Source organism: Brooklawnia cerclae (assembly GCF_011758645.1).
Taxonomy (GTDB): Bacteria; Actinomycetota; Actinomycetes; order Propionibacteriales; family Propionibacteriaceae; genus Brooklawnia; species Brooklawnia cerclae.
The window spans coordinates 2,046,352-2,070,700 of the sequence record NZ_JAAMOZ010000001.1; the positions used below are offsets into that span (position 1 = coordinate 2,046,352).

General features: G+C 66.5%; 22 protein-coding genes and 1 tRNA gene. 6 read left to right on the forward strand and 17 right to left on the reverse strand.

Annotated elements, in window-relative coordinates; translation table 11 throughout:
* Positions 1 to 68 precede the first annotated feature (68 nt).
* A complete protein-coding gene (locus FB473_RS09395) occupies positions 69 to 1,499 on the reverse strand; it encodes a bifunctional folylpolyglutamate synthase/dihydrofolate synthase (protein ID WP_376837302.1) in 1,431 nt (476 codons plus the stop codon).
* A 69-nt stretch (positions 1,500 to 1,568) separates the two neighbouring features.
* Here FB473_RS09395 and FB473_RS09400 point away from each other — a divergent pair, with 69 nt between their 5' ends.
* The 3 genes from FB473_RS09400 (at position 1,569) to valS (ending at position 5,651) form a co-directional block, all read left to right on the forward strand.
* Positions 1,569 to 2,168 carry a DoxX family protein gene (locus FB473_RS09400; RefSeq protein ID WP_341770083.1) on the forward strand — a complete coding sequence of 200 codons (600 nt, stop codon included), beginning with the start codon at positions 1,569 to 1,571 and terminating at the stop codon, positions 2,166 to 2,168.
* Between the two features lie 3 nt (positions 2,169 to 2,171).
* A complete protein-coding gene (locus FB473_RS09405; RefSeq protein ID WP_167166754.1) occupies positions 2,172 to 2,999 on the forward strand; it encodes a DsbA family protein in 828 nt (275 codons plus the stop codon).
* Between the two features lie 72 nt (positions 3,000 to 3,071).
* Positions 3,072 to 5,651, forward strand: coding sequence for a valine--tRNA ligase (gene valS, locus FB473_RS09410; RefSeq protein WP_167166756.1), 2,580 nt, complete (start codon positions 3,072 to 3,074; stop codon positions 5,649 to 5,651).
* A 225-nt stretch (positions 5,652 to 5,876) separates the two neighbouring features.
* Here valS and thrC read toward each other — a convergent pair whose 3' ends face one another.
* Positions 5,877 to 7,316, reverse strand: coding sequence for a threonine synthase (thrC, locus tag FB473_RS09415; protein ID WP_167166758.1), 1,440 nt, complete (start codon positions 7,314 to 7,316; stop codon positions 5,877 to 5,879).
* 121 nt (positions 7,317 to 7,437) lie between these two features.
* On the opposite strand from thrC, the gene FB473_RS09420 reads away from it, so the two are divergent.
* Together FB473_RS09420 and FB473_RS09425 are read left to right on the forward strand one after the other, a co-directional pair.
* Positions 7,438 to 7,791, forward strand: coding sequence for a hypothetical protein (locus tag FB473_RS09420; RefSeq protein WP_167166760.1), 354 nt, complete (start codon positions 7,438 to 7,440; stop codon positions 7,789 to 7,791).
* Positions 7,778 to 8,437, forward strand: coding sequence for a WXG100 family type VII secretion target (locus tag FB473_RS09425; protein WP_167166762.1), 660 nt, complete (start codon positions 7,778 to 7,780; stop codon positions 8,435 to 8,437). The genes FB473_RS09420 and FB473_RS09425 overlap by 14 nt, the downstream gene beginning before the upstream one ends.
* A 68-nt stretch (positions 8,438 to 8,505) precedes the next feature.
* Here the strand turns inward: FB473_RS09425 and FB473_RS09430 are convergent, their stop codons facing one another.
* From FB473_RS09430 to FB473_RS09500, 15 genes are all read right to left on the reverse strand, one after another.
* Positions 8,506 to 8,892, reverse strand: a complete 387-nt coding sequence (locus tag FB473_RS09430; RefSeq protein WP_167166764.1) for a YbaB/EbfC family nucleoid-associated protein — start codon at positions 8,890 to 8,892, stop codon at positions 8,506 to 8,508.
* Positions 8,889 to 9,182, reverse strand: coding sequence for a YbaB/EbfC family nucleoid-associated protein (locus FB473_RS09435; protein WP_167166765.1), 294 nt, complete (start codon positions 9,180 to 9,182; stop codon positions 8,889 to 8,891). Before FB473_RS09435 ends, FB473_RS09430 begins: the two co-directional genes overlap by 4 nt.
* Before the next feature lie 105 nt (positions 9,183 to 9,287).
* The gene (clpX, locus tag FB473_RS09440) at positions 9,288 to 10,571 is read right to left on the reverse strand and encodes an ATP-dependent Clp protease ATP-binding subunit ClpX (protein ID WP_167166767.1); all 1,284 of its coding nucleotides are present in this window, start codon (positions 10,569 to 10,571) and stop codon (positions 9,288 to 9,290) included.
* Positions 10,572 to 10,710: 139 nt separating this feature from the next.
* A complete protein-coding gene (locus FB473_RS09445) occupies positions 10,711 to 11,391 on the reverse strand; it encodes an ATP-dependent Clp protease proteolytic subunit (protein WP_208390509.1) in 681 nt (226 codons plus the stop codon).
* Between the two features lie 11 nt (positions 11,392 to 11,402).
* On the reverse strand, positions 11,403 to 12,020 hold the full coding sequence (locus tag FB473_RS09450) for a ClpP family protease (RefSeq protein WP_167166769.1): 618 nt from the start codon (positions 12,018 to 12,020) through the stop codon (positions 11,403 to 11,405).
* A 91-nt stretch (positions 12,021 to 12,111) separates the two neighbouring features.
* Positions 12,112 to 13,419, reverse strand: a complete 1,308-nt coding sequence (locus FB473_RS09455; RefSeq protein WP_167166771.1) for an AI-2E family transporter — start codon at positions 13,417 to 13,419, stop codon at positions 12,112 to 12,114.
* Between the two features lie 16 nt (positions 13,420 to 13,435).
* A complete protein-coding gene (locus FB473_RS09460; RefSeq protein WP_167166773.1) occupies positions 13,436 to 14,533 on the reverse strand; it encodes an AI-2E family transporter in 1,098 nt (365 codons plus the stop codon).
* Positions 14,534 to 14,663: 130 nt separating this feature from the next.
* A complete protein-coding gene (gene tig / locus FB473_RS09465) occupies positions 14,664 to 16,145 on the reverse strand; it encodes a trigger factor (protein WP_167166775.1) in 1,482 nt (493 codons plus the stop codon).
* A gap of 120 nt (positions 16,146 to 16,265) precedes the next feature.
* A tRNA-Gly gene (locus FB473_RS09470) sits at positions 16,266 to 16,339 on the reverse strand.
* Positions 16,340 to 16,539: 200 nt separating this feature from the next.
* The gene (locus tag FB473_RS09475) at positions 16,540 to 17,325 is read right to left on the reverse strand and encodes an SDR family oxidoreductase (RefSeq protein ID WP_167166777.1); all 786 of its coding nucleotides are present in this window, start codon (positions 17,323 to 17,325) and stop codon (positions 16,540 to 16,542) included.
* 47 nt (positions 17,326 to 17,372) lie between these two features.
* Entirely contained in the window at positions 17,373 to 18,233 is an 861-nt protein-coding gene (locus FB473_RS09480) for a sugar phosphate isomerase/epimerase family protein (protein ID WP_167166779.1), read from the reverse strand.
* A gap of 69 nt (positions 18,234 to 18,302) precedes the next feature.
* On the reverse strand, positions 18,303 to 19,259 hold the full coding sequence (locus FB473_RS09485; protein WP_167166781.1) for a transketolase family protein: 957 nt from the start codon (positions 19,257 to 19,259) through the stop codon (positions 18,303 to 18,305).
* A gap of 3 nt (positions 19,260 to 19,262) precedes the next feature.
* On the reverse strand, positions 19,263 to 20,144 hold the full coding sequence (locus tag FB473_RS09490; protein WP_167166783.1) for a transketolase: 882 nt from the start codon (positions 20,142 to 20,144) through the stop codon (positions 19,263 to 19,265).
* A 38-nt stretch (positions 20,145 to 20,182) separates the two neighbouring features.
* Positions 20,183 to 21,241, reverse strand: a complete 1,059-nt coding sequence (locus FB473_RS09495; RefSeq protein WP_167166785.1) for a zinc-dependent alcohol dehydrogenase — start codon at positions 21,239 to 21,241, stop codon at positions 20,183 to 20,185.
* The gene (locus FB473_RS09500; protein WP_279588639.1) at positions 21,238 to 22,770 is read right to left on the reverse strand and encodes an MFS transporter; all 1,533 of its coding nucleotides are present in this window, start codon (positions 22,768 to 22,770) and stop codon (positions 21,238 to 21,240) included. The genes FB473_RS09495 and FB473_RS09500 overlap by 4 nt, the downstream gene beginning before the upstream one ends.
* A 418-nt stretch (positions 22,771 to 23,188) precedes the next feature.
* On the opposite strand from FB473_RS09500, the gene FB473_RS09505 reads away from it, so the two are divergent.
* Positions 23,189 to 24,235 (forward strand): LacI family DNA-binding transcriptional regulator, encoded by a 1,047-nt coding sequence (locus FB473_RS09505; RefSeq protein WP_167166789.1) that lies wholly within the window; start codon positions 23,189 to 23,191, stop codon positions 24,233 to 24,235.
* Positions 24,236 to 24,349: the final 114 nt, after the last annotated feature.

Genomic DNA, 24,349 nt, shown 5'->3' on the forward strand with positions numbered 1-24,349 from the left:
CCCTTGAGCCCGTCGAAAGGACGGAGTGCGGCCGCCCCTCGAGCCTGTCGAAAGGGCCGAACCCGCCGTCAGATCTCCATCGGGTCTTCAGGATCCACGTCAGCGCGATACCCCACGGGATCGCCGACCACCACGTCCGGGCGCAGGCGCGTCCCGGTCGGCAGCAACCTGGCACGCACCTCGCCGGCCAGGTACACCGACCCGATCACCAGGACGACCGATTCCGGCCCCGACTGTTCCGCGATCCCCATGGCGATGTCGACGGCTTCCTCACTCGTGGGAGCCTGCCGCACCCGCGAGGCCCCGAACACGCCGGTGGCGAGTTCGGCGAGATCGTCCACCGGCATCGCCCGCGGCATGTCCGGGATGCCCGTGACGACGATGGTGTCCAGTTCGTCGGCCAGCAGTTCGAGCACCTCCGACACCGCCTTGTCGCCCATCATCGCGACCACGCCGATCAGCGGCTCAGCGGTGAACCCGTCCCGCAGGCCGGCCAGTGTGGCGCGCACCCCGTGCGGGTTGTGGGCCGTGTCGAGCACGACGGTGGGGTCGTCGTGGACGACCTCCAGCCGAGCCGGCGCGACGACGCTGTCGAACCCCGCCTCGATGATCTTCGGGTCGAGCCCGGTGCCCCCACGAAGCGCCTCGACCGCCGCGACCGCGAGCACCGCGTTGTGGGCCATGTGTGCCCCGAGCAGCGGAAGGAACAGATCGCCGACCGGCCCTCCGGCCGTCTCGATGCGCAGCAGTTGCCCGCCCACGGCGGGCTGCCGGTCGAGCAGGGCGAAGTCGATGCCCTCGCGCACCATCGGTGCGCCCACCTGTGTGCAGCGCTCCATCAGCACCTGGGCCGCGTCGGCGCTCTGGCCTGCCATGACGGCGATCCCGCCGGGCTTGATGATCCCCGATTTCTCGGTGGCGATCTCGGCGACGGTGTTGCCGAGCAGGTGCATGTGATCGAGGGCGACCGGGCACACCACCGCCACCGCCGCGTCCGCGACGCTCGTCGCGTCCCAGGTGCCGCCCATGCCGACCTCCACCACGGCCACGTCGACGGGCGCGTCCGCGAACGCCGCGTAAGCCATGCCGGTGATGACCTCGAAGAAGGTCATGGGCACCCCGCCGAGGCGCTGCGCGTCCACCATCTCGACCATCGGCGAGATCTGCGACCACAGTTCGTCGAAGTACTCGGCGCTGATCGGCTCGCCGTCGATGCAGACGCGCTCGGTGGCGTCCACCAGGTGCGGGGACGAGAACCGACCCGTCCGCAGACCCATCGCCCGCAGCAGCGCATCGATCATGATCGCGGTACTGCCCTTGCCGTTGGTCCCCGTGATCTGGATCACCGGACACGCGCGCTGCGGATCGCCGAGAAGATCGCACAATGCCGCGATCCGCTCCAGGGAGGGCTGCGGATGGTGCTCCGGCCAGCGCGCGATGAGGGACGCCACCAGTTCGGCGTGTCCCGGTGCCGCAGTCGGACTGGGTGTGTTCGTCACAATCGGCCAGCCTACCTGCGCCGTCTCTGGTCCAGCCCGGCTCACAGCGGGGTTCGTTATGATGACCGCGTGATCTCGTGGACGAGGACTGTGGCGCACGCCCGGGTCTCCCGCGACTGGCGCGACTGGGTCGGTCTGGCGGCCCGCCTCGTCCTCGGCCTCGGACTGGTGGTCGCGGGCGGCCTCAAGGTCGGGCGCCTGGAGGCCAACGTGCAACAGGTGGCGCTCTACCAGCTGCCACTGCCGGGCTGGGCCGAGACCGTCGTCGGGTACGCCCAGCCGTTCGTCGAGATCACCGTCGGCCTCCTGCTCGTGGTCGGCCTGTTCACCCGTGTCAGCGCCGCGCTGGGGACGATCGCCATGGGCGTCTTCATCGCCGGGATCGTGTGGGCGTGGTCGCAGGGTCTGCGCATCGACTGCGGATGCTTCAGCCTCGGCGGTGAACTCGGGCCGGACGATCGGACGCGCTATACATACGACATCCTGCGCGACCTGGGCTTCATGGCCTGCGGGGTGTGGCTGTGGGCCCGCCCGGCAGCCGTCCTCGCCGTCGACAACTGGCTACTCGCGCCGGTGGACCTTCCCGGCTCGGGCTCCGACGACGACCTTCCCGACGACCCACCGGACGATTTCCCGGAGGTTTCCGCTCCCACCACAGCAAAGGGCTGATCGATGAGCAAGAGCAAGCAGAACCAACCGCGTCAACAGGCCGACGCGACCAACCGCGACGCATCGGCCGGTACTTCCCGCCGGGAACAGTTGCGCGCCCAGCAGCTCGCGGAGGCGAAGAGCGCCCGGACGAGGCGGATCGTCACGGCCGCCGCCATCGTCGTCGCTGTCGCCATCGTCGTCACGGTCTGTGTCGTGTTGTGGCAGAACCACCAGACCCAGAAGCGGCAGGAGGAGCTCCAGTCGCAGGCCGACCAGATCGTGCCGGCGAGCGCCAACGCCGACCAGAACGGGATCCTCGTCACGGGGACCGCCTCCGATGCGACTCCGCTCGTGCAGGTGTACGAGGACTTCCAGTGCCCCGGTTGCGCCCAGGCGTCGGCCTACGTGGAACCGAACCTCGAATCGCTGGCCGAGAAGGGCGAGCTTCGCATCGAATACCACGTCCTGCACGGGCTCGACACCTCACTGGGCACGACGTACTCCCAGAAGGCGGCGATCGCCGGGTCGTGTGCGGCCGAGTACGGCAGCTTCTCCGACTACGCCACGCTCGTCTACGCCAATCAGCCCGAGCAGGAGGGCGACGGCTGGACCGATGAGCAGCTTCGCGAGACGTTCGCCGAGCAGTCCGGCATGACCGGGCAGGCCCTGACCGACTTCCAGGCATGCTTCGACGGCAACGCAACCTCGGACTTCGTCGACGCCATGCAGAACTCACGCCCCGACATCGTCACGGCGACCCCGTCGTTCGTCGTCAACGGTCAGCTCGTCGAGTTCAGCACCAGCGACACCGAGGACCAGGTGCTGGCCAAGGTGCAGGCCGTCGCCTGACCCGGCGGTTCCACCCCTCACGGCCGGGCTTCGATGTGCTGGTCCCTGCCCGGACTCGGTAGGATGCACCCCATGAGTTCTGCACCGATCCCGTCCGCCGCGCCCTCCGAGCCCTCGGGTTGGCAGGTACCGGACAAGCCGGTGCTCGAGGGCCTCGAGGACGCCTGGGCCGCACGCTGGGAGGACCGGGCAACCTACGCCTTCGTCCGCCCCGAGACGCGGGAACAGGTCTTCTCGGTCGACACCCCCCCGCCGACGGTGTCGGGGTCGCTGCACGTCGGGCACGTCTTCAGTTACACCCACACCGACATCGTGGCCCGTTACCAGCGCATGCAGGGCAAGCACGTCTTCTACCCGATGGGCTGGGACGACAACGGCCTGCCCACCGAGCGGCGCGTCCAGAACTTCTACGGCGTGCGCTGCGATCCGTCGGTTCCCTACGACCCGGATTTCCAGCCCCCGGCCAAACCCAATCCGAAGCGGCAGGTGCCGATCAGCCGGCGCAACTTCGTCGAACTGTGCCACGAGTTGACCGAGGTGGACGAGAAGGTCTTCGAGAGCCTCTGGCGGCGCATCGGCCTGTCGGTCGACTGGAAGCAGCTGTACACGACGATCTCGCCCGAGTCGCAGACCGTGGCCCAGCGGGCGTTCCTGCACAACTTCGCGCGCGGCGAGGCGTACCTCTCCGAGGCCCCGACGATGTGGGACGTCACGTTCCAGACGGCGGTCGCCCAGGCCGAACTCGAGGCTCGCGAGTACCCGGGCGCCTACCACCGCGTCGCCTTCCATACGGCCGAGGGGCCCGTCTACATCGAGACCACGCGCCCGGAACTGATCCCCAGCGTCTGCGCGCTGATCGCCCACCCCGACGACGAGCGTTACCAGCACCTGTTCGGGACGACGGTCACCTCTCCCCTGTTCGGCGTCGAGGTGCCGGTGCTCGCGCACCCGGCCGCCGAGATGGACAAGGGCGCCGGCATCGCCATGTGCTGTACGTTCGGCGACCTCACCGACGTCCAGTGGTGGCGCGAGCTGCGCCTGCCGACCCGGGTGATCCTGCAGCGCAACGGGCGTCTGCAGGCCGAGGCGCCCGACTGGCTCGTCGACGCCGCACCGTACGCCGAGTTGGCCGGTAGGACGACACTTCAGGCACGCGAGGCCATCGTCGAGTTGCTGCGGGCCTCCGGCGATCTCGACGGGGAGCCCCGGCCCACTACCCGCATGGCCAACTTCTACGAGCGTGGCGACAAGCCGCTCGAGATCGTCTCTACCCGCCAGTGGTACATCACCAACGGCGGCCGCGACGAGAAGCTCCGGGGCGAGTTGCTCGCACGCGGGGACGAGCTCGGCTGGGTGCCCGAGCACATGCGGTATCGCTACGCCAACTGGGTGAACGGGCTCAACGGCGACTGGCTGATCAGCCGCCAGCGCTTCTTCGGCGTGCCGTTCCCCATCTGGTACCGGCTCGACGCCGACGGCCAGCCCGACCACTCCGACCCGATCACCGCCGACGAGGCGTCCCTGCCCGTCGACCCGGCGTCCCAACCCGCCCCCGGCTACACCGAGGACCAGCGCGGCAAGCCCGGCGGCTTCATCGGCGACCCCGACGTCATGGACACCTGGGCGACCTCGTCGCTCACCCCGCAGATCGCCTGCGGCTGGGAGCGCGACGAGCAGCTGTGGCGCCTCACCTACCCGATGGACGTCGCCCCCGAGGCACACGACATCATCCGGACCTGGCTGTTCAGCCGCATCGTCCGTAGTCACCTCGAGGAGCATTGCCTACCGTGGCGGCTGGCGACGATCTCCGGGTTCGTCGTCGACCCCGACCGCAAGAAGATGAGCAAGTCGAAGGGCAACGTGGTCGTCCCCACCGAGATCCTCGACCGGTTCGGCGCCGACGCGGTGCGCTGGCGCGCGGCCATGGCGCGTCCCGGCATGGACTCGCCGTTCGACGAGACCCAGATGAAGGTCGGACGCCGCCTGGCGATGAAGGTGCTCAACGCATCGAAGTTCGTCCTGGCCATGGGAAGCCCGGCCGGGGCCGAGGCGATCGTCGAGCCAGACGACCTGGCGATGCTGGAGGCGCTGAAGAACGTCGTCGCCCGCGCGACGGAGGCGTTCGAGGCCTATCAGTACACCGATGCCCTGGAGGCCACCGAGGCATTCTTCTGGACGTTCTGCGACGACTACGTGGAACTCGTGAAGGAACGCGCCTACGGTGCTCGCGGGCAGGCGGCCGCGGCCTCGGCCCACGCGGCACTACAACTCGCGCTGTCGATCCTGCTGCGGCTCTTCGCACCCTTCATGCCCTTCGTCACCGAAGAGGTCTGGAGTTGGTGGCAGGAGGGCTCGGTGCACCACGCCACGTGGCCGACCGTCGAGGAGATCCCGACCAGCGGGGACGTCGCGCTGCTGGACGACATCTCCGCCGCCCTCATAGAGGTGCGCGGCGTCAAGTCGACCGCGAAGGTGTCGATGAAGACCGAGATCGTGCGAGCGAGCTTCAACGGGCCCGCCGAGACGATCGAACGGCTCAAGCTCGTCACCGACGATCTCAGGGCTGTCGGACGCATCACCGGCGACCTCGACTGGAATGCCGGAGGCGAGCGACTCTCGCTCGACGCGGAGCTCGCGGCTTCTCAGCGCTGACTTCGCGGCCCCGGACGCCCTTTCGACAAGCTCAAGGGCCGTTCCGCCCTCGCACCTTTGAGCCTGTCGAAAGCGACTCCCGCCCCTTGAGCCTGTCGAAAGAAACCCTCGCCCCTTCGAGCCTGTCGAAAGGGACCCTCGCCCCTTGAGCTTGTCGAAAGGGACCCTCGCCCCTTGAGCTTGTCGAAAGGGACCCTCGCCCCTTGAGCTTGTCGAAAGGGACCCTCAGCCCTCGGACTGCTCGATGTAGGCCTTCACCTCGTCCGCGTCGTTCGGCAGGTCGACGACGCGACGAGGTGCGTCCTCGATGCCCGCGAACCGCGGTGGCGTGGGCGGCGGCGCACCGATGGCCTCGCTGATCGTCTCGGCGAACTTGATGGGCAGGGCCGTCTCCAGGACGACGATGGGTGCGCTCACGCGACCGATCCACTGGTGGGCCACATGCACACCGTCAGCGGTGTGGGGATCGATCAGGACGCCGGTGTCGCGATGAAGCCCGCGAATGGTCTCGACGCGATCGGCGTGGGTGGACGAGCCGCTCACGAACCCGTATCGAGTCGCGATCGACTGGAACGCCGGTGTCGCCGAGAGATCGAACCCACCGGATCGCGTGATCTCTTCGCCGAACAGACGGCGCACCAACCCGCCGTCGCGTCCGACGAGGTCGAAGACGAACCTCTCGAAGTTGGAGGCCTTGCTGATGTCCATCGACGGGCTGCTGGTCTCGGCGACCTCGCTGGAGGCCCGCACACGATACCGGCCGGTCGAGAAGAACTCGTGCAGCACGTCGTTCTCGTTGGTCGCCAGGATGAGCGCGTCGATGGGAAGCCCCATCTCCCGGGCGATGTGCCCGGCACAGATGTTGCCGAAGTTCCCGCTCGGCACCGCGAAGCTGACCCTCTGGCCGTTGTCGGTCGTCACTCGCAGCCACAGGGCCACGTAGTAGATCACCTGGGCGACGATCCGCGCCCAGTTGATCGAGTTCACCGCCCCGATGCGATGACGCTCCTTGAAGCCGGCGTCGCGGTTGACCGCCTTGACGATGTCCTGGCAGTCGTCGAAGACCCCGTCGATCGCGATGTTGTGGATGTTGGGATCGGCCAGACCGAACATCTGTGCCTGCTGGAAGGGGGACATCCGTCCGGCCGGCGTCAACATGTACACGCTCAGACGGCTGCAGCCCCGCAGAGCGTATTCCGCCGAGCTTCCGGTGTCGCCACTCGTGGCGCCGAGGATCGTGAGCGACTGCCCCCGGCGGTCGAGCTCGTACTCGAACAATTCGCCGAGCAGTTGCATGGCCATGTCCTTGAACGCTGCCGTCGGCCCGTTCGACAGGTGCCCGATCCACAGCGACCCGTCACCGATGCGGTCGGCCGTCACGATCCGCGGCGACCCGAACTTCTCCGCCGTGTACGCGCGTCGGCACGCTCGCAGCAGGTCCTCGGACGGTATGTCGTCGACGAACAGGCTGAGGACGCGGTGAGCGAGAGCCGCGTAGCCGTCGCCTGCGAGGACGTCACGCCACTCGGCGAGCTGGGACGCGTCGACCCTCGGGTATTCCACCGGCACGTAGAGACCCCCGTCGGCCGCCAGGCCTTCGAGGAGAATGTCGCTGAAACCGGCCGTCGGAGCCCCGGGCAGCGCCCGCGTTGAGATGTACCGCACGCGCTCAGCCTACCGGCCCGCCCACCGACGCCGCGTCTGGCGAGTCGCCTCGCCTTCGCCCACCGTGAGCCCGCGGCGGCGCTACCATCGGCTTACCGCAGCCGCGCCGACAGGAGGGACGATGGGATACGAGGTCTCGGTCTCCCCTGAGCAGTTGTTCTCCGGTGCGGACGCCTTGCAGGCCCTGGCAGAGGACTGCGTGGCCGATCAGGTCACCGATTCCTCGCCGGGTTCGGAGGACGACTCGTGGGCCGATCGCCCTCCCGATGCCCTCGACCAGGCCCGCGGACGGCAGCTCGATGCCTTGTCCGGCGCGGTCGCGCAGTTGGGACGCACCCTCCAGAAGGCCTCCGACACTCTGAGGGGCTCCGCACGCGATTACCAGCAGACCGAGACCGCAGCCGTCGAGTTGATCGCGCGCACCGTGGGGCAGACAGGCGAACGAGGCTTCGGGGGCCCTGATGGGAGCAGATGAACTCGACCTGGTGGCCACGCTGAAGCAGTGGCGCGACGACATGTCGCCTGAGGTCCGCATGGTCTTCGACGTGAACGACACCTTCACCCGTCTCCTCGGTCTCGCGATGCGGCTGTCGTCCGATCCGGAGGCACTGCGATCCGCCGCGGAGCAGCAGGCGACGATCGCCCGTCGCATGGAAGAACTGGCCCGTCAGATGGACGGCATGGGCGCTCGGGTCTCCGACTGGGACGGCGCGGCCCGGCGAGCCTTCGACGACACGGTCACGACGCTCGGCTCCCGGGCAGGAGAACTCGCGGAACTGGGCACCCAGGGAAGCCATCTGCTGTCGACTGCGGGGCAGGGGTTCCAGGAGAACGACCGGCTGCTGGCCGACCTCGTGCGCGACAGCATCGACTACGCCGAGAGGTCCCTGCAGATCGCCAAGACACTGTCGGGACTCACCGGCGGGGCGTCGTTGTCGACGTGGACGGCGAACAACGTCAGGCAGGTCACCTGCCTCGTGGAACAGTTGCGGCAGGCCACGGAGCGGGTGGGCGTCCTGTTCGCCCAAGTCACCTCCCTGGTCACTCAGTTGACCGACACAGCCGACGAACTGCGCGACAACCTCGCCGACGTCGAGCAGCGACTGTCGGACGATCATTGACCCGGTCGGGATCGTTCTCGGCCACGGCGGCTCCGACGAGTCCGAACTCCGCTTCGTCCGACAGGCGTCTACTGTGACGTGCCCCGTCCGAGGCCGTGCGGCCAATTCCGACGCCGTCTTCGGCGCTGGGGCCGGCCCAGGCTCGTCCTCGTCCGCGCGACATCGTCCTCCAGCCCGTCGAGCACCGCGTTGAACTCCGCCACACGCGTGTCCCTGGCCCGTATGAGGTCGTCGACCGGCATGCCCTCGGCCTTTTCGAGCGCGCGGTTGACGGCCTGGACGATGCCCGTCTCGGCCTCCTCGTGCACACACTCCTCCGCCACCACCACACGCAGCACGTCCAGGTGCGCGGACACCGTGGCCCGTACCAGACCGTCGTCGCTACTGGCGCTGAACTCCGTTGCCGGGCTCGCGTCCTCGTTGGGCCACCTGCCGTCGATCACGGTGGACGTCACTGGCCCCCCAACAACAACGCGCGGAGTTGGGGATTGAGCCCGGGCAGGTCGGCGAGTGCCCGGCGGGTCTCGGCACGAGCCTGTCTCAGGCTCCGCTGGACAGCATCCGTCGCCGACTGCGACAACTCGCCGACGGGATCGGCCACGGCCTCGATGCTCGCCGAGGTCACCCTCGCCTCCCCCACCGACATCACCGTCACCGCCCCGTCGACGGAGGTGGCCTCATAGGTGCGGCTCAGGATCTCCTGGATCGCGTGCGCGTACTCGTCCGCACTGCTCCGTGTGGTCATCGTCGCGCCTCCTGACCCCTCATGCTAGCCGTGCAAGAAAGGTTCTCCGTAACGGTGGTCCAGCTGGGGTCTGGGTGGACGCTCCGGGAGACGCGGATGCCGCGATCAGGCGGAAAGCTCGGTGCGTTCGGCCATCTCCTTGCGGGTGATGAACAGTGGGGGTGCCTCGCCTCTGACGGCCTCGGGAGTCACCACGACCTGGCCGACCTCCGACCTGCCCGGCACGTCGTACATGGCGTCCAGCAGCAGTTCCTCCAGGATCGCCCGAAGCCCACGAGCTCCGATCCCGCGCTCCAAGGCCTTCTCGGCGATCGCCCTGACCGCTGCGTCCGTGAACTCCAGGCGGACGCCGTCCAGGTCGAACAGCTTGCGGAACTGCTTCACCAGGGCGTTGCGCGGCTCGACGAGGATCCGCTCCAGCGCGGGTTCGTCCAGCTTGGGCACCGTGGCGATCATCGGCAGGCGTCCGATGAACTCGGGGATCAACCCGTACTTCTGCAGATCCTCGGGGCGGACGCCGGCGAACGCATCGAGCCCTCGTCCCCGGCGCACCTCGGGGCTTGAGGTGAACCCGAGCGGACGCTGCCCGACCCGTGCGTCGATGATCTCCTCCAGACCCGCGAACGCACCGCCCACGATGAACAGCACGTTGGTCGTGTCGATCTGGATGAACTCCTGGTGGGGATGCTTGCGTCCCCCCTGCGGCGGCACCGAGGCCACCGTGCCCTCGAGGATCTTGAGCAGCGCCTGTTGCACGCCCTCACCCGAGACGTCGCGTGTGATCGACGGGTTCTCCGACTTGCGGGCCACCTTGTCGATCTCGTCGATGTAGATGATTCCGGTCTCGGCCTTCTTGACGTCGAAGTCGGCCGCCTGGATGAGCTTGAGCAGTATGTTCTCGACGTCCTCGCCCACGTAACCGGCCTCGGTCAACGCGGTGGCGTCGGCCATGGCGAAGGGGACGTTGAGCATGCGCGCGAGCGTCTGTGCCAGGTACGTCTTGCCGCAACCGGTCGGCCCGATCAGCAGGATGTTCGACTTGGCCAGTTCGACCTCGTCAGCGTTCTGGTGTCGTCCCGACGACGAGGGCTGGGCGGAGATCCGCTTGTAGTGGTTGTACACCGCGACGGACAACGCCTTCTTCGCCGAGTCCTGGCCGATGATGTACTCGTCGAGAAAGGCCCTGATCTCCGCGGGCTTCGGCAACTCGGTGGTCGCCGGTACCGGGCCGGTCTCGCTGAACTCCTCTTCGATGATCTCGTTGCACAGATCGATGCACTCATCGCAGATGTAGACGCCGGGACCGGCAATCAGTTTCTTGACCTGTTTCTGGCTCTTCCCGCAGAAGGAGCACTTGAACAGGTCACCGCTCTCACCGATGCGAGCCATTGTTCCTCCTCCGCCGAAAATGGTGGCTGTCTGGTGCCCGGTCGGCGCACCACCCCGTGCACCGCCGGGGCCTCAACCATATCCCCCCTATGGAGGGATTGGGGTTGAGACCACCCGGCGTTTGCGCGGTTGTCGCCGCTTACTTCCGAGTATCCGACAACGAGGTCAGGATATCGTCGATGATCCCGTACTCCACGGCCTCAGCCGCGGTCAGGTACTTGTCACGTTCGACATCGTGGCTGACCTTCTCCACCGGCTGTCCGGTGTTGTCGGCCAGCATCTGCTCCATCTGGGTGCGGATGCGCATGATCTCGTTGGCCTGGATCTCGAGGTCGGACGACTGGCCGTACGAGCCCTCGCCGGAGATCGCCGGCTGGTGGATCAGGATCCGCGAGTTCGGCAGAGCGAGACGCTTGCCCTTCGTCCCCGCCGCGAGGATCACGGCGGCGGCCGATGCGGCCTGACCGAGGCAGATGGTCTCCACCTCGGGCTTGATGTAGCGCATCGTGTCGTAGATGGCGGTCAGCGCGGTGAAGGAGCCACCCGGGGAGTTCAGGTAGATCGACACCTTGCGGTCGGCGTCCATCGACTGCAGGACGAGCAACTGGGCCATCACGGCGTTCGCGATGTCATCGGTGATCGGGGTGCCGAGGAAGATGATGCGATCCTCGAACAGCTTGGTGTAGGGGTCGATCCGGCGCACGCCGTAGCTGGTGCGCTCCTCCCACTGGGGGATGATGTAGTCCATCCGCGTGTCGTGGGGGGTGATGCCCTGGGGCGCGGTGGGCAGGTTGGTGCCCGGGATCATGGTCGGAATCATGGCTGTCGTCCTCACTGGTTGGGCGCGTCGGGAGTGCTGATCTGGGACGCACGCTCGAACACGTGGTCGATGAAGCCGTACTCGAGAGCCTCCTGCGCCGTGAACCAACGGTCACGATCGGAGTCTTTCTCGATCTGCTCCACCTTCTGGCCCGTGTGGTGGGCGATCAGCCCGGCCATCTGCTTCTTCAGGTGCATCGACTGCTCCGCCTGGATGGCGATGTCGGAGGCCGTGCCGCCGAGGCCACCCGAGGGCTGGTGCATGAGGATTCGGGCGTGCGGGAGGGCGTACCGCTTGCCCTTCGCGCCACCACACAGGAGGAACTGTCCCATGGACGCCGCCAGGCCCATCGCCACCGTCGCGACGTCGTTGCTGATCCACTGCATGGTGTCGTAGATCGCCATGCCGGAGTCGACCGAACCGCCGGGGGAGTTGATGTACAGGTAGATGTCCTTATTCGGGTCCTCGGCGTTGAGCAGGAGCATCTGTGCGCAGATGGCATTGGCATTCTCATCGCGCACCTCGGAGCCGAGGAAGACGATCCGATTCACCAGCAGGGACTGGTAGACATTGTCAGTCAGGCCCGCCGGCGAGGCTGCGGCGGCAGCCGCAGCGCGCAAGGTTGTCATGTCTGGATTCACACCACGAACCTACCCGGCTGAGGCAGGAAATACGAAGGGTATCGCCCGTGTTCGCTCGCGGCTTGGCCCGCCGTGCGACTCAACTCTGCCCGGCGGCGCCCCGCACGTCGGGTTCGCTCGCCAGCAAGGAGTTCACCCAGCGCGCCTTCGGGTCCGCGTCCACCAACAACGCCTTGACGAACAGGGTGCACGGAAGCGCGATGAGCGCGCCGAGCGGGCCGAAGACCCAGGCCCACAGCAACAGCGAGAGGAGCGCGACCGTCGCGTTGACCCCGACCGCGTTGCCGGTGAACTTGGGCTGCAGGATGCCCTGGACGATCCATGTGGTGACGAAGTAGACGGCGAGCAACCAGGCCGCCGTCTGCCAGCCGTTCGCGACCAGTGCCACCACCAGCGGTGGGATGAGCGAGAAGAAGAAGCCGACGCTCGGCACGTAGGTCATGAGCCACGTGAGCAATGCCCACACCAGCGGAAGAGGGACCCCGAGGATCGCCAACTGGATGTAGTTGAGGGTCGCCATGATGGCGCCGAACAAGGTCGACACGAGCCAGTAGCGCCGCACGCCGAGGCTGAACTCCCTCATCGCGGCGACCGCACGCGGGTGCGTCGATCCCGCGGCCGCGACCCTGCGTCCCCAACTCGGCACGTCCAGCATCATCATGATGACCGCGGACAGCACCACCCCGATCACCGCTATCAGGCTGGAGAAGCTGGAGAACACGCCCGGCAACGCCCCGAGCAGGCTCGACGGGCTGATCGCCGACAGCATGGCCGCGATCGGGTCCGCCTCCACTCCCCTGCTCACCAGCCAGTCCAGCGCGGAGTCGTACAACAGGGTCATCTCGGGTATGTACTGCTGCGTCGTCCCGATCATCTCGCTGACGGCCCAGACCGAGACCAGTATGAGGACTGTCAGCACCGCGACGAGCGTCAGCCCGGTGAGAGCGATGGCCAGGGCCTTGGGGCAGCCCCGGCGGCGCAGGAAGGTCTGCACCGGGTAGACGACGATGACCAGGTTGAGCGCGAAGAACATCGGCGCGATCAGCCATGACAGCGTGCGCAGCAGCCACAGGCCACCGGCCAGACCGACCATCGCCAGCAGGATGACCACGAGCCGCGGCAGTTGTGGTGACTGGCCCAGGTGCGGTCCCTGCGGCACCGCGGCGGGGTCGGCACTGTACGCCATGTTCCAGGCCCGCTGCTCGGCGAGCAGTTCCAGCCCGGTCGCCCCCGGCCGCGCTGCCCGGACGATGCGCCGGTCGATCGCCGTGGCGCCGGGGCCCTGCGCATCGGGCGGGACGACGGCATCGTTGTCCAGGCGGACGCGCCGTAGCAGATCCGGGGCGTCAGGACCGTCGAGTTCGGGATCCTTCATCGTCCTGCCCATGTTGCGTCCTCGGGTCTCAGGTCTCGTGCGGTTCATCCGCGTCCGCGGGATCGCTCGCGATGAGGGCGTTGACCCATCGAGTACGCGGGTCGACGTCGATGACGAGCGCCTTGACCAGGAGCGTCAGAGGCAGCGCCAGCAGCGTGCCCATGCCACCGATGACCCCTGTCCACAACAACAGCGAGATGAACGACACCGTGGGCGTCACGCCGACGGACTCCCCGGTGAAGCGAGGCTGGATGATCGACTGGACGACGAAGTTCAGCACGGAATAGATGACGATCACCAGCACAGCCGCCTGCCAGCCCTTGGCGAACAGCGCGACGAGCGCGGGAGGAACCAGGCCGACGACGAAGCCGATGTTCGGGATGTAATTGGTGAGGAAGCTGAACAGCGCCCACACCACGGCCAACGGCACACCCATGATAGCCAGGGCGATGCCGTCGAGGATCGCGACGATGATGCCGAAGATGGTTGTGACGAGCCAGTATCGCCGGACTCCTGCCGCGAAGATCCCCATGGCATGGGCGATGCTCGCGCGGTTGGACGCCAGGCGGCGCATGCGGGCCTCCATGCCCGGGGTGTCCATCGCCATGAACACCAGCGCGGCGATGACGACACCCAGCATCGCGACCAGCCCCGAGGCCCCCGACAGCAGCGACGACGCGGCGCCGAGGATGCTGTTGGGGTCGATGCTGCCCACGAGGCCGCCTATGGCGTCCGTGTTGAAGTCGAACTGGGCGGCCAGCGCCAGGACCTGCTCGTACAGCTTGTTGAACTCGTCACCGTAGTCCGTGAGCAGCCCGACCATCTCGTTGACCGCCCAGATGAACCCGACCACCATCGCGATGAGCACGGCGAACACCGTCAGGGCCACGGCCACCGCGGAGAGCCAGCTGGGGGTTCCCTTGCGGACGAGCCATGTGTGCACCGGGTAGGCGGTGATCATGAGGTTCAGGGCGAGGAACAGCGGGCCGATCAGATCGGCGAACTGCCTCATCGCGATCAACGCGACCAGCGTGCCCGCGACGCCGATGACGATCGAGTTGAACCGGGTTCCCGCCCGGGCGGGCGACGCATCCGCCGGATGGGCGCCGGCTTGGTCCATCGCCATAGGGATCCTCCAACCAGAGAGCGGACGCGCAGAAGCCTAGTACATGAGGGCCGCCGACCGTGGTGCCTCGCGGCTGTGTACGGCAACGGCGCCCCCGTCCGGGTGGACGAGAGCGCCGTTGCGAAACGAATCAGTCCTCGGACTTCGCCGGGGCCTCCTCATCGGGATCCTCGACGGCAGGAGACTCCTCGGTCGGCTCGTCGACCGCCGGGTTCTCCTCGGTGGTGGGCAGTTCTTCCTCGGCGGGCTCCTCCTCCGTCTCGTCGGAGGGGTCGGACAACGTTCCGTCGGAGTTCAGATGCTCGAGATCGAGGACGCTGCCCTCGGCGTCGGTGACGGTGGCCGCGGCGACGATCTGCCCGAGGGCCTTCCCGCGTCGCACCTCCCCCATCCACTCGGCCGCGTGGTCGTGATCCATCATGTGCTGGATCTCCTGCTCCGGCGAGGTGCCGTTCTGCTGCGCCTTCGCGAAGATCAGTTCGGTGAGCTCCTGCTGGTTGACCTCGATGTCGGATTCCTCGGCCAGCTTGTCGAGAATGATCTGCGACCGCAGGCTCTCGACCACGCGCTCGTTGATGTCGTCCCAGAACGCCTCGGGGGTGTCGGCCTCCTCGTCGCTGTCGGCGAGGTACTGCTCGATCGTCAGGCCGGCGCGGGACAGCTGTCCCTCGATCTCCTGACGGCGGGCATCCTGCTCGGCCGTGATGAGAGCTTCCGGAAGCTCGAACTCGGTCTGCGACACGAGCGCCCTCAGCACGTTCTCGCGGGCCTGATTGGCCTGATCGAGGCGTGCGAGCCGCACGAGGTTGTCACGCAGGTCGGCGAGCATCTCCTCGGCCGTGTCGAACTCGCTCACCAACTGAGCGAAGTCATCGTCCACATCAGGCAGATCCTGCTGCTGGACCTTGGAGACCGTGACCTCGATCTCGGCCTCCTGGTCCTTGTAGCGCCCACCCACCAGAGTGGAGGTGAAGGTCTTGGTCTCCCCGGCCTTCATGCCCACGACGGCGTCGTCCAGGCCCTCGACGAAACCGCCCGCACCGATCTTGTACTGGACGCCACTGGACTCGGCGTCGTCCAGCACCTTGCCCTCCTGGCGACCGGTCAGGTCGATGGTCACGACGTCGCCGGTCTCGGCCGCGCGCTCGACCTCCGTGAGCGTCCCGAAGCGCTCACGCAGCAACTGAACGCGCTCGTCTACCTCGGCGTCGGTGACCTTGACGACCGGCACCTCGACGCTGATCGCGGAGGCGTCCGGCACCTCGAAGTCGGGACGAACGTCGACTTCGGCCGTGAAGATCACGTTGGTGCCGTCGTTCAACTCGGTGACGTCGACGCTCGGTTGCATGAGGGGACGCAGGTCATGCTCCTGGACGGCCGCACCGTAGGCCTGCGGGAGCACCGTGTTGATGGCCTCCTGCAGGACGGCACCGCGTCCGAAACGCTGATCGATCAACCGCGGCGGCACCTTACCCTTGCGGAAGCCTGGGATGTTCACCTGACTGGCGATCTCCTGGTAGGCCTTGTCGATGGCCGGCGTCAGATCGTCGAAGGGCAAATCGATGGTGAGCTTGACGCGAGTCGGGCTCAACTGCTCGAGGGTGCTGGGCACGGGTTCTCCTGGCTGATCGGGGCAGAACGCACACGGGCGCCTGCGCTAACCGTTTGATTCTAGCGATCATCGCCGAAGGCGGGCCAAATCGGGTATGCGATCACACACCCCGGTTCACTGTGGAGCGGACGACGGGAATCGAACCCGCGTAGCCAGTTTGGAAGACTGGGGCTCTACCATTGAGCTACGTCCGCACGCCCGCTGACGCGGTGGCGGCACCACTGTACCCGATGAGCGGCCCCCTCGCCTCCGGCCTCACGCCGGACGGCCCGGCGGACGATCGTCCAACCGATCCGCCGAGCCGCCACGGTGCGCGATGTGCCCCACACGGCTCATCGCGCCGAACAGGAGCCTTCGGGCGTGTCCCATCGGGACAGACGCCGAACGCGTCCGCTCAGACTGTCGTGGTGAACCCGCCGTCCAGGTTGATCGTCCACCCGTTGACGTAGTCGGACGCCTGGCTCGCGAGGAAGACAGCGGCTCCCATGAGGTCGTCGAGCCGCCCCCATCGCCCGGCCGGAATGCGATCGGTGATCTTGTTGTAGAACGCCGGGTCCTCCCGGAGCTCGCGATTCACCTCGGTGGCCAGGAATCCCGGGCAGATCGCATTGGCCTGAATGTTGTACTGCCCGAGTTCGTTCGCGAAGACCCGGGTCAGGCCGATGATGCCGTGCTTGGCCGTCGTGTAGGGAGGACAACGCTTGTCCGCCGTGAACGACAGCGCCGACCCGATATTGATGATCTTCCCGCCGCCCTGCTTCTTCATCACCAGAGCGGCGCGCCTGCCGAGGAAGTAGGACACGTTCAGATCGAGCTCGATGCAGCGCCTGTAGTCCTCGTCCGCGTACGTATCGAAGTCACCGAACTTGCTCATTCCGGCGTTGTTCACGAGGATGTCGATGCGTCCGTAGGTCGACAGGCAATCGGAGACGACACGATCCATGTAACTCGAATCGGTGAGATCACCCTGTAGGAATGCGACTTTCCGCCCTGCGGATTCCACGATCTCGGTGATCTCGGCGACGTCGCCGGTGAAATGCGGAATGTACAGGTCGGCGCCCGCTTTCGCGAAAGCCGCCGCGTATGCCATTCCCAGGCCCATGTTCGCACCGGTGACGACGGCGACTTTGCCGTCCAACCGGAAATAGTCCATGGAAAAACGGTCAATTTCGTCGTTCATTGTCCTTGAACTCCTAATAAGTGGGATGCGTTGTGGGGACGAGACGGTCACTGCCCGGCGTAGACCGAGCGGACGATGTCGACGGCCTCGGCGGCCAGCGCGTGGGGATCGGTGTAGGTCTGCCGCCAGATGGCCAGGCCGTTGGCACCGCCCGCGGGCAACAACTGCCGGGTGAACGCCTCCAGACCGAACCGGCCCGTGTACCCGGCGTCCTTCGCCGCCTGCACCGCCCCCCGGATGTCGACGGACCCGGTGAGCAGCGAGCCGCGTCCCGACTGGCCGAGTTCCAGGTAGCCGAGCACGGGCAACGCACTGCGGACGGCCGCGGGGATGTCGGCCTCCTCGATACCCATGTGATAGCTGTCGAGATGGACGAAGAGGTTGTCGGAGCCGGATTGCCGGACGTAGTCGATCGCCTGAACCGCGGTGTTGAGCATCGAGGTCTCGTACCGGTTCACGACCTCGAAGGTCATCCGGATCCCGGCGCCCTTGGCGTAGTCCGCGGCCTGACCCACCAGCCGCGCGGACTCGGCGATGCGCTCCGCGGAGAAGGGCTCCTGGTGGTCGCCGAAGAGCGCGTAGACCACGCCGTTGAGTTGGTCGGCGCCCAGTTCATGGGCGAGGTCGATGGAAGATTTGAGCAGGTCCAGGCCTTTCGCCCTGACCGCCTCGTCCGGTGAGGAGACGTTGGCGTCCGGTGCCTGGCCCGACATGGGAATGGGGCGTACCCCGGAGTCGGCGAGGGCCTTTTTGAGCGCGGCCACGTCGAGGTCGTCCTTGGAGAACGGGGACAACGCGATGTGCGAGTACCCCACCCCGGCCATGTCGTCGAGGGCGGCGGGCAGATCGGGCGCGTCCGGGCCGGAGCAGTAGACATTGACTCCGCATGCGATTTCGGGACTGTTCATCGTCACGTTCCTTCCGCCGGACGGTGGATCGGAGCACAGCCCCGTCCACCATCCGACTGTCGTTGTTCGCTAATGGGCCGCCGCTTCGCGGAGCGCCGAGATCGTGTCCTGCAGGCCGTAGCCGTACTTCTCACGCAGTTCCTTGTCCTCGCCGAACCCCGCGAAGACCTGAGGGATGCCGAGCCGCTTGAACCAGTCGAGGTGGATCATCTCGTCGGCGAGCACGTTCGAGATGCACTGGGCGAGACCGCTCGCCATCAGGTGATCCTCCAGGACGAGGAAGCGATTCGTCTCGCCTGCGCACTGCTTGACGAGATCGGCATCGATCGGCTTGAGGGTGAACATGTCGACCACGCGCACCGAGATGCCTTCCTCGGCCACCGCCTCGGCCGCCTGGATCGCCTGGACGACCATCTCTCCGTGGCAGAAGAGCGTGATGTCCGTGCCGTCACGAGCGACGATGCCCTTGCCGATCTGAATGCTGCGCTCGTCGAAGTCGTAGATGACGGTGTCCTTCTTCCCGACGCCGGTCCGGACGTACAGCGGCCCGGGCAGCGACATCGACTGCTGCAGGATCTCCCTGACCATCATGGGGTCGCTGATGGACACGACCGTCATGTTCACCAGGGAGCACATCAGCCCCAGGTCCTCGACGGCGTAGTGGGTGGAGCCGCCGTTTCCCTGCAGCCCGCCGTGCGTGCCGATGATGCGCACGGGGAGATTCGGGTAACAGACATCGGTACGGATCTGTTCGAGCGCCCGCATGCTCAAGAAGGGCAGCATGCCCGACACCACACAGATGTTGCCCTCGTAGGCCAGCCCCGAGGCCACGCCCACAGCGGTTTGTTCGGCCAGTCCGACGTCCACGAACCGCTCGGGGAACTTCTCACGGAACTCCACCAGCGTCGCACTGATGTCCGGGGTGATCGCCCACAGGTTCGGGTTCTCCTCGCCCAGTTCGGCAAGGGTCTGCCCCGTGACCGACCGCGACGAGATGACCACATCGAAGTTGGAGGTCTCAGGCATTGCTCACTTCTCCTTCCTGCTCTTGCTCAGCGAGACCAGGGCTCGCTCGAGGTCGGCCGCACCGAGCGAGCCGGCGTGCCAGCCCAGGTTGCGTTCCATGAAGTCGACGCCGTTGCCCTTGACGGTCCGGCAGATCACCGCGGTCGGCCGATCGGAGTCCGTCGCAGGCAGGGAGTCGATGGCCTGCACCAGCGCACTCATGTCGTGGCCGTCGACCTCGATGACGTTCCAGCCGAATGCGCGCCATTTGTCGGCATACGGTTCGAGGACGATGCGGTCCTCGGAGAAACTGGTCATCAGCTGACGGTTGCGATCGACGAAGGCCACGAGGTTGCCGAGTTCACGGCTGCGGCCGACGATCGCGCCCTCCCAGACGCTGCCCTCACCCGTCTCGCCGTCACCCATGAGGACGAAGACGCGGTGGTCCAGCCCGGCCTGCCGGGCATGCAGGGCCAGCCCGACCGCGATCGGCAAGCCGTGCCCCAACGACCCGGTGGACGCTTCGACACCGGGCAGTTGCACCTTGCAGGGGTGCATCCCGAAGGCGCTCCCGAGTTTGCCGTAGGTGCGGACGATCTCGTCGTAGTCGAAGAATCCCCGGATGGCCATGGCGATGTACATGCAGACCGCGGCGTGACCCTTGCTCAGGATGAACCGGTCGCGTCCCGGATTGCCGATGTCCGAGGGATCGACCCGCATCCCGTACTGGAAGAGCGCTGTCAGGATGTCGGCCACCGACAGGTCGCCGCCGATATGGACGGAGCCCTCGTACGACCCACAGAGCCGCAGCAGCTTCTCCTTCAGCTCGTATGCGCGGTCTTCGAGCTCCTCGACGGTGATCTCCTGACGCTCGATGGTCTGTGGCCGCTCGATCGTGTTGCTCATCTGCCCTCCTCTTGTCCGGGGTGTGGCCGGTTCACCGGTCACTCCCCCTCGATCTGGTTGCAACGGATAAGGACCTTCGGGTACTTGCCGGAGACCTGGGCCTCGAAGGCCTCCACGGCGTCGTCGAGGTCGAAGACGGCCTCGGTCAGCGCCGCGAGGTCCAGTCGCGGCATCACCTGTGCGGCTCGCGGGTAGGCGTACGGCGAGATGTACAGGCCGGTGATCGTCAACTCGTTCAGGTAGCAGTACTGGTGGATGTTCAGCGGGAACTCGTAGCCCCCGGGGTACATGGCGGCGAAGATGAGCCGCCCGCCCCGAGCGGTGATCCGGGGAAGCGGCTGGATTCCGCGAACCGATCCCGAGCAGTCGATGACGACGTCGTAGCCGAGACCGTTGGTCAGCTCCCGGGCAGTGGCGACGACGTCCTGCGTGGTGGGATCGATGGTGTGGTCGGCCCCGTAGGACGTGGCCAACTCGCGCCGCTCGGCGATGGGCTCGATGAGCGTCAGGCTCGTGGCACCCATGATCTTGATCAACTGGAGTGTCAGCAGGCCGATCGGGCCCGCGCCGCAGATGGCGACTCGTTCACCGACCCTCGGACGCACCTTGTCCATCACCCGCACGGCCACCGACGTGGGCTCCAGCAGGCAGCCGACCCGCAGCGGCACGTCGTCCGGCAGTTTGTAGACCTGGGACTCGTGCCACACGATCGTCTCGGCCATGCCCGGGCGGTTGTACTCCTGGAGGGACTCGCAGAACTGCTGCTGCCCGTTCTGGCAGTAGTAACAGGTGCCGCAGAAGCGGACGAAGTTCCCGGCGACGCGGTCGCCGACCTTGAGCCCTTTCTTGGTCGCCTTCGGGCCGAGTTCGGCGATGACACCCGACAGCTCGTGGCCGATGCCGATGGGTACGTCGGTTCCGAAGATCCCCTCGACCAGATGGGGGTCGGAGCCGCAGATCGAGCAGTAGGCGACCTTGATCCGGACGTCCTCGTCACCGAGCGGCTGCTCGGGGATGTCGAGGACGCCGACGGCGCCCCGGGTCTGGGGATCGGGGTCCCTCAGACTGCCGATCTTCACTACGTTGACACACTTCATTTCTGGGAGTCCTCCGTTGTCTCGCGTTCGTCAGGGGGATCGATTGTCGATAGAGGTGCCGGCTCGGCTCCCCGCTGTGGGGCGTGGTCGTGATTTCGAGCCGCACGCAGCGCTTCGCCTTCGGCCACGAGCGCGCGTTCCTCGTCGTTCACAGGCTCGACCAGCCCGTCCCTGACCGCGATCTTGTGCTGGATCTCCGCCACCTTCTCCTCGGAGAGGTCGTAGGAGAGCCCGAAGATGATCAGGGTGACGATGAGGATGCCCGCGGGCAGCCAGGACGACATGAGATGGATGCCGTTCAACGACTGCTGGGTCTGCTGCGCGACGCCGGGCGCGTAGTCGACCACGTCGAGGATCAGGGTGGGGATGACGCCGCCGAGCAGCATCGAGAACTTGAGCCCCAGCCCGATGAGCGTCATGACGATCGCGGTGAGCCGGCGTCCGGTGTGCAGGTCGCCGTATTCGACCGGGTCGGTGATGATCGCCCACAGAACGCCCATCAAGATGCCGTAGCCGAACGAGCTGACACCGCGGAAGGCCAGCATCAAGACGATGCTCGACGGTGGCAGCAGACCGAGCAGCAAGGCACCGGCGGCACCGATCGCCAGCCCGAGCAACACGGTGCCCTTCTTGCGTATCCGCTTGACCAGCCACGGAACGATCGGGACGCCGATCACCGACGGCAGCACGTTCATCATCGAGAACCAGGCGACCATGTCGGGCCGCTGGGCGTAGTAGGTCATGTAGTAGACACCGGACGACGACTGGACGGTGTTGAAGCCGTAGACGCCGAAGAAGAGGAGGAACATCATGACCACGTACTTGTTGTGGGTCAGCTGATAGATCACGTCCTTGAATCCCGGCGGATCCTCGTGGGAGGTGACCTTGATCCGCTCCACCACCTGGGTGGACGCCCAGAACAGCGTGGCGACCATGATGACGGCCAGGAAGACCGTCGTGGTCATGTAGCTGCTCTGCAGGGACAGGAACCTCGACAGCCAGCCGCTGACCAGCGGCAGCGCCAGGGCCACGATGACGCCGCCGCTCTGCGCACACATCATGCGGATGCTCTGGAGCTTGGTGCGCTGCGTCGGATCTGCGGTCATCACGCTTGCCAGCGAGATGTAGGGGTTGATGATGACCGAGTACAGGATGTTCAACAGGTTGTACGTCACGTACGCCCAGACGATCTTCATCCCGTAGCTGAGGTCCGGGGTGGTGTAGGTCAGGACGGCCATCAGTCCGAACGGAACCGCACCGAAGACCACCCACGACTTGTACTTGCCCTTGGGCGGATTGGATCGTTCCGCGATCGTCCCCATCAGCGGATCGGCGAAGGCATCGACGAACCTCGACAGCAAGAACATCAGAGTCACGTCCGCTACCCGCAGTCCGAAGATGTCGGTGTAGAAGAAAGTGATGTACATCATGATCGCCTGGAACACCAGGTTCATGGCGAAATCGACAGATGAATAGCCGAGTATTTCTCTTGATCTGAGCCGGTAATATCCCGGCTCGGCGCCTGACATCTCCCATTTGGATTTGTCTGGAGTGGCAGCCGAAAGCGCATTCTGATAGCTCACGAAGCCATCCTTCCTGGACTGAATCCCAGAGCTGGCTCAGGCATCGTTGCCCGCAACGACCAGCTAGGCGCTAGTCACTATATGACACGTATCACCTCGATTGGAAGAGCCTGACCGAAAGAAAGAAGCCACGTGTCACCTGAACGGCTTTGGGGGGGCGCGCGTCCGCATCCGAGTCACCTAGTGACGGCTGATTGGCGCACGGTGGTGACCCAGGACGAAGCGACCCGCGGGCGCAAGACGCGCCGGCTACACGAGCCGGGTGCTCTAGCATTGGTCTTCAGCGAAGCCAGCCTCGGGTGCATCGTGGCGCGGCAACCGATCCCGGACGCTCGGTCGCCTGGTAGTCGAAGGAGTGTTCGAATTGTCGTCCAGAACCCCCGGCCGGAACCCCACCAGGGCGGACGTCGCGCTGCGCGCCCAGACCTCGCCGGCCACGGTGAGCTACGTCGTCAACAACGGACCCAAGTTCGTCTCCGACGAGACTCGGCAGCGAGTGCTGCGCGCGATCGAGGAACTCGGGTACCAGCCGGATCCGGTGGCCCTGTCCTTCCGGGGCTCCGACTCGAACGCCATCGGGATGCTCGTCCCCAATTTCAACGGCCCCTTCTTCTCCGATCTCGTCGCCGAGGTGGAACGTCAGGCGTCCAGGCGCGGCAAGGTCGTGCTCGTCGGGTCGACCGGCTATCACCCCTCCGCCGAGCGGGACATGCTGCAGACCTTCCGGAACCGGCGGGTCCAGGCCGTGCTGGTGATCGGGCCCACCTCACACGTCGGCACCTCACTGTCCACGTCGTCCGTCGTGCACGGGGCCGTCAACGTGCTGCGGTTCGACACCACCCGGGACGTCGTCCCGGTGGGTATCGCACAGCGCGCCGCAGCCCGGGAAGCGGCCAGGCACCTGCTGGGGCATGGCAGGCGACGAGTCGCCGCCGTCTTCGGTCCGGTCGCCCATGACGTCTTCAACATCCGTTACCGCGGCTGGCGAGACGCGACGGCCTACACCGCGGCGCAGACGAAGGACCTCGTCCGCCGCGCCGAGTACTCCTTCCAGGGCGGCTTCGACGCGACCATGGACCTCTTCACCCAATCGATCCTGCCGGACGCGCTCTTCGTCTCGAACGACACGCAGGCGATCGGGGCGCTCAGTGCGCTCCACCGGCTCGGCCTCACCGTGCCCGACGACGTGGCCGTGGTCTCCATCGACGCCACCGAACTGAGCCCGTTCCTGATTCCCCCGCTCACCTCCGTGCGTCAGCCCACCGACCTGATCGCCGAAGCGGCGCTCGACATCGTCGACAGCCCCGAGCACTCGCTTCCCAAGGACGTCCGTGTGCCCTTCTCGCTCGAACTGCGTGAGTCGTGCGGATGCCCTCCGCCCGCTGCGACGACGCCTCGGGCAGACGACTAAGGAATCACTGATCAATGTGGGCAACGCTGGCTGAGCCTGTCGAAGCCCGTTGCCGGACGGCAGTTCCACGACCCTTCGACAGGCTCAGGGATCGTTGATCAGCGTTTCCCTAAG

Coding starts and splice junctions, on each gene's coding strand:
- FB473_RS09405 (WP_167166754.1), top strand. CDS start 2,172: ATGAGCAAGAGCAAGCAGAACCAACCGCGTCAACAGGCCGACGCGACC.
- valS (WP_167166756.1), top strand. CDS start 3,072: ATGAGTTCTGCACCGATCCCGTCCGCCGCGCCCTCCGAGCCCTCGGGT.
- FB473_RS09420 (WP_167166760.1), top strand. CDS start 7,438: ATGGGATACGAGGTCTCGGTCTCCCCTGAGCAGTTGTTCTCCGGTGCG.
- FB473_RS09425 (WP_167166762.1), top strand. CDS start 7,778: ATGGGAGCAGATGAACTCGACCTGGTGGCCACGCTGAAGCAGTGGCGC.
- FB473_RS09435 (WP_167166765.1), bottom strand. CDS start 9,182: ATGACCACACGGAGCAGTGCGGACGAGTACGCGCACGCGATCCAGGAG.
- clpX (WP_167166767.1), bottom strand. CDS start 10,571: ATGGCTCGCATCGGTGAGAGCGGTGACCTGTTCAAGTGCTCCTTCTGC.
- FB473_RS09445 (WP_208390509.1), bottom strand. CDS start 11,391: ATGATTCCGACCATGATCCCGGGCACCAACCTGCCCACCGCGCCCCAG.
- FB473_RS09450 (WP_167166769.1), bottom strand. CDS start 12,020: ATGACAACCTTGCGCGCTGCGGCTGCCGCCGCAGCCTCGCCGGCGGGC.
- FB473_RS09455 (WP_167166771.1), bottom strand. CDS start 13,419: ATGGGCAGGACGATGAAGGATCCCGAACTCGACGGTCCTGACGCCCCG.
- FB473_RS09460 (WP_167166773.1), bottom strand. CDS start 14,533: ATGGCGATGGACCAAGCCGGCGCCCATCCGGCGGATGCGTCGCCCGCC.
- FB473_RS09475 (WP_167166777.1), bottom strand. CDS start 17,325: ATGAACGACGAAATTGACCGTTTTTCCATGGACTATTTCCGGTTGGAC.
- FB473_RS09480 (WP_167166779.1), bottom strand. CDS start 18,233: ATGAACAGTCCCGAAATCGCATGCGGAGTCAATGTCTACTGCTCCGGC.
- FB473_RS09485 (WP_167166781.1), bottom strand. CDS start 19,259: ATGCCTGAGACCTCCAACTTCGATGTGGTCATCTCGTCGCGGTCGGTC.
- FB473_RS09490 (WP_167166783.1), bottom strand. CDS start 20,144: ATGAGCAACACGATCGAGCGGCCACAGACCATCGAGCGTCAGGAGATC.
- FB473_RS09495 (WP_167166785.1), bottom strand. CDS start 21,241: ATGAAGTGTGTCAACGTAGTGAAGATCGGCAGTCTGAGGGACCCCGAT.
- FB473_RS09500 (WP_279588639.1), bottom strand. CDS start 22,770: ATGTCAGGCGCCGAGCCGGGATATTACCGGCTCAGATCAAGAGAAATA.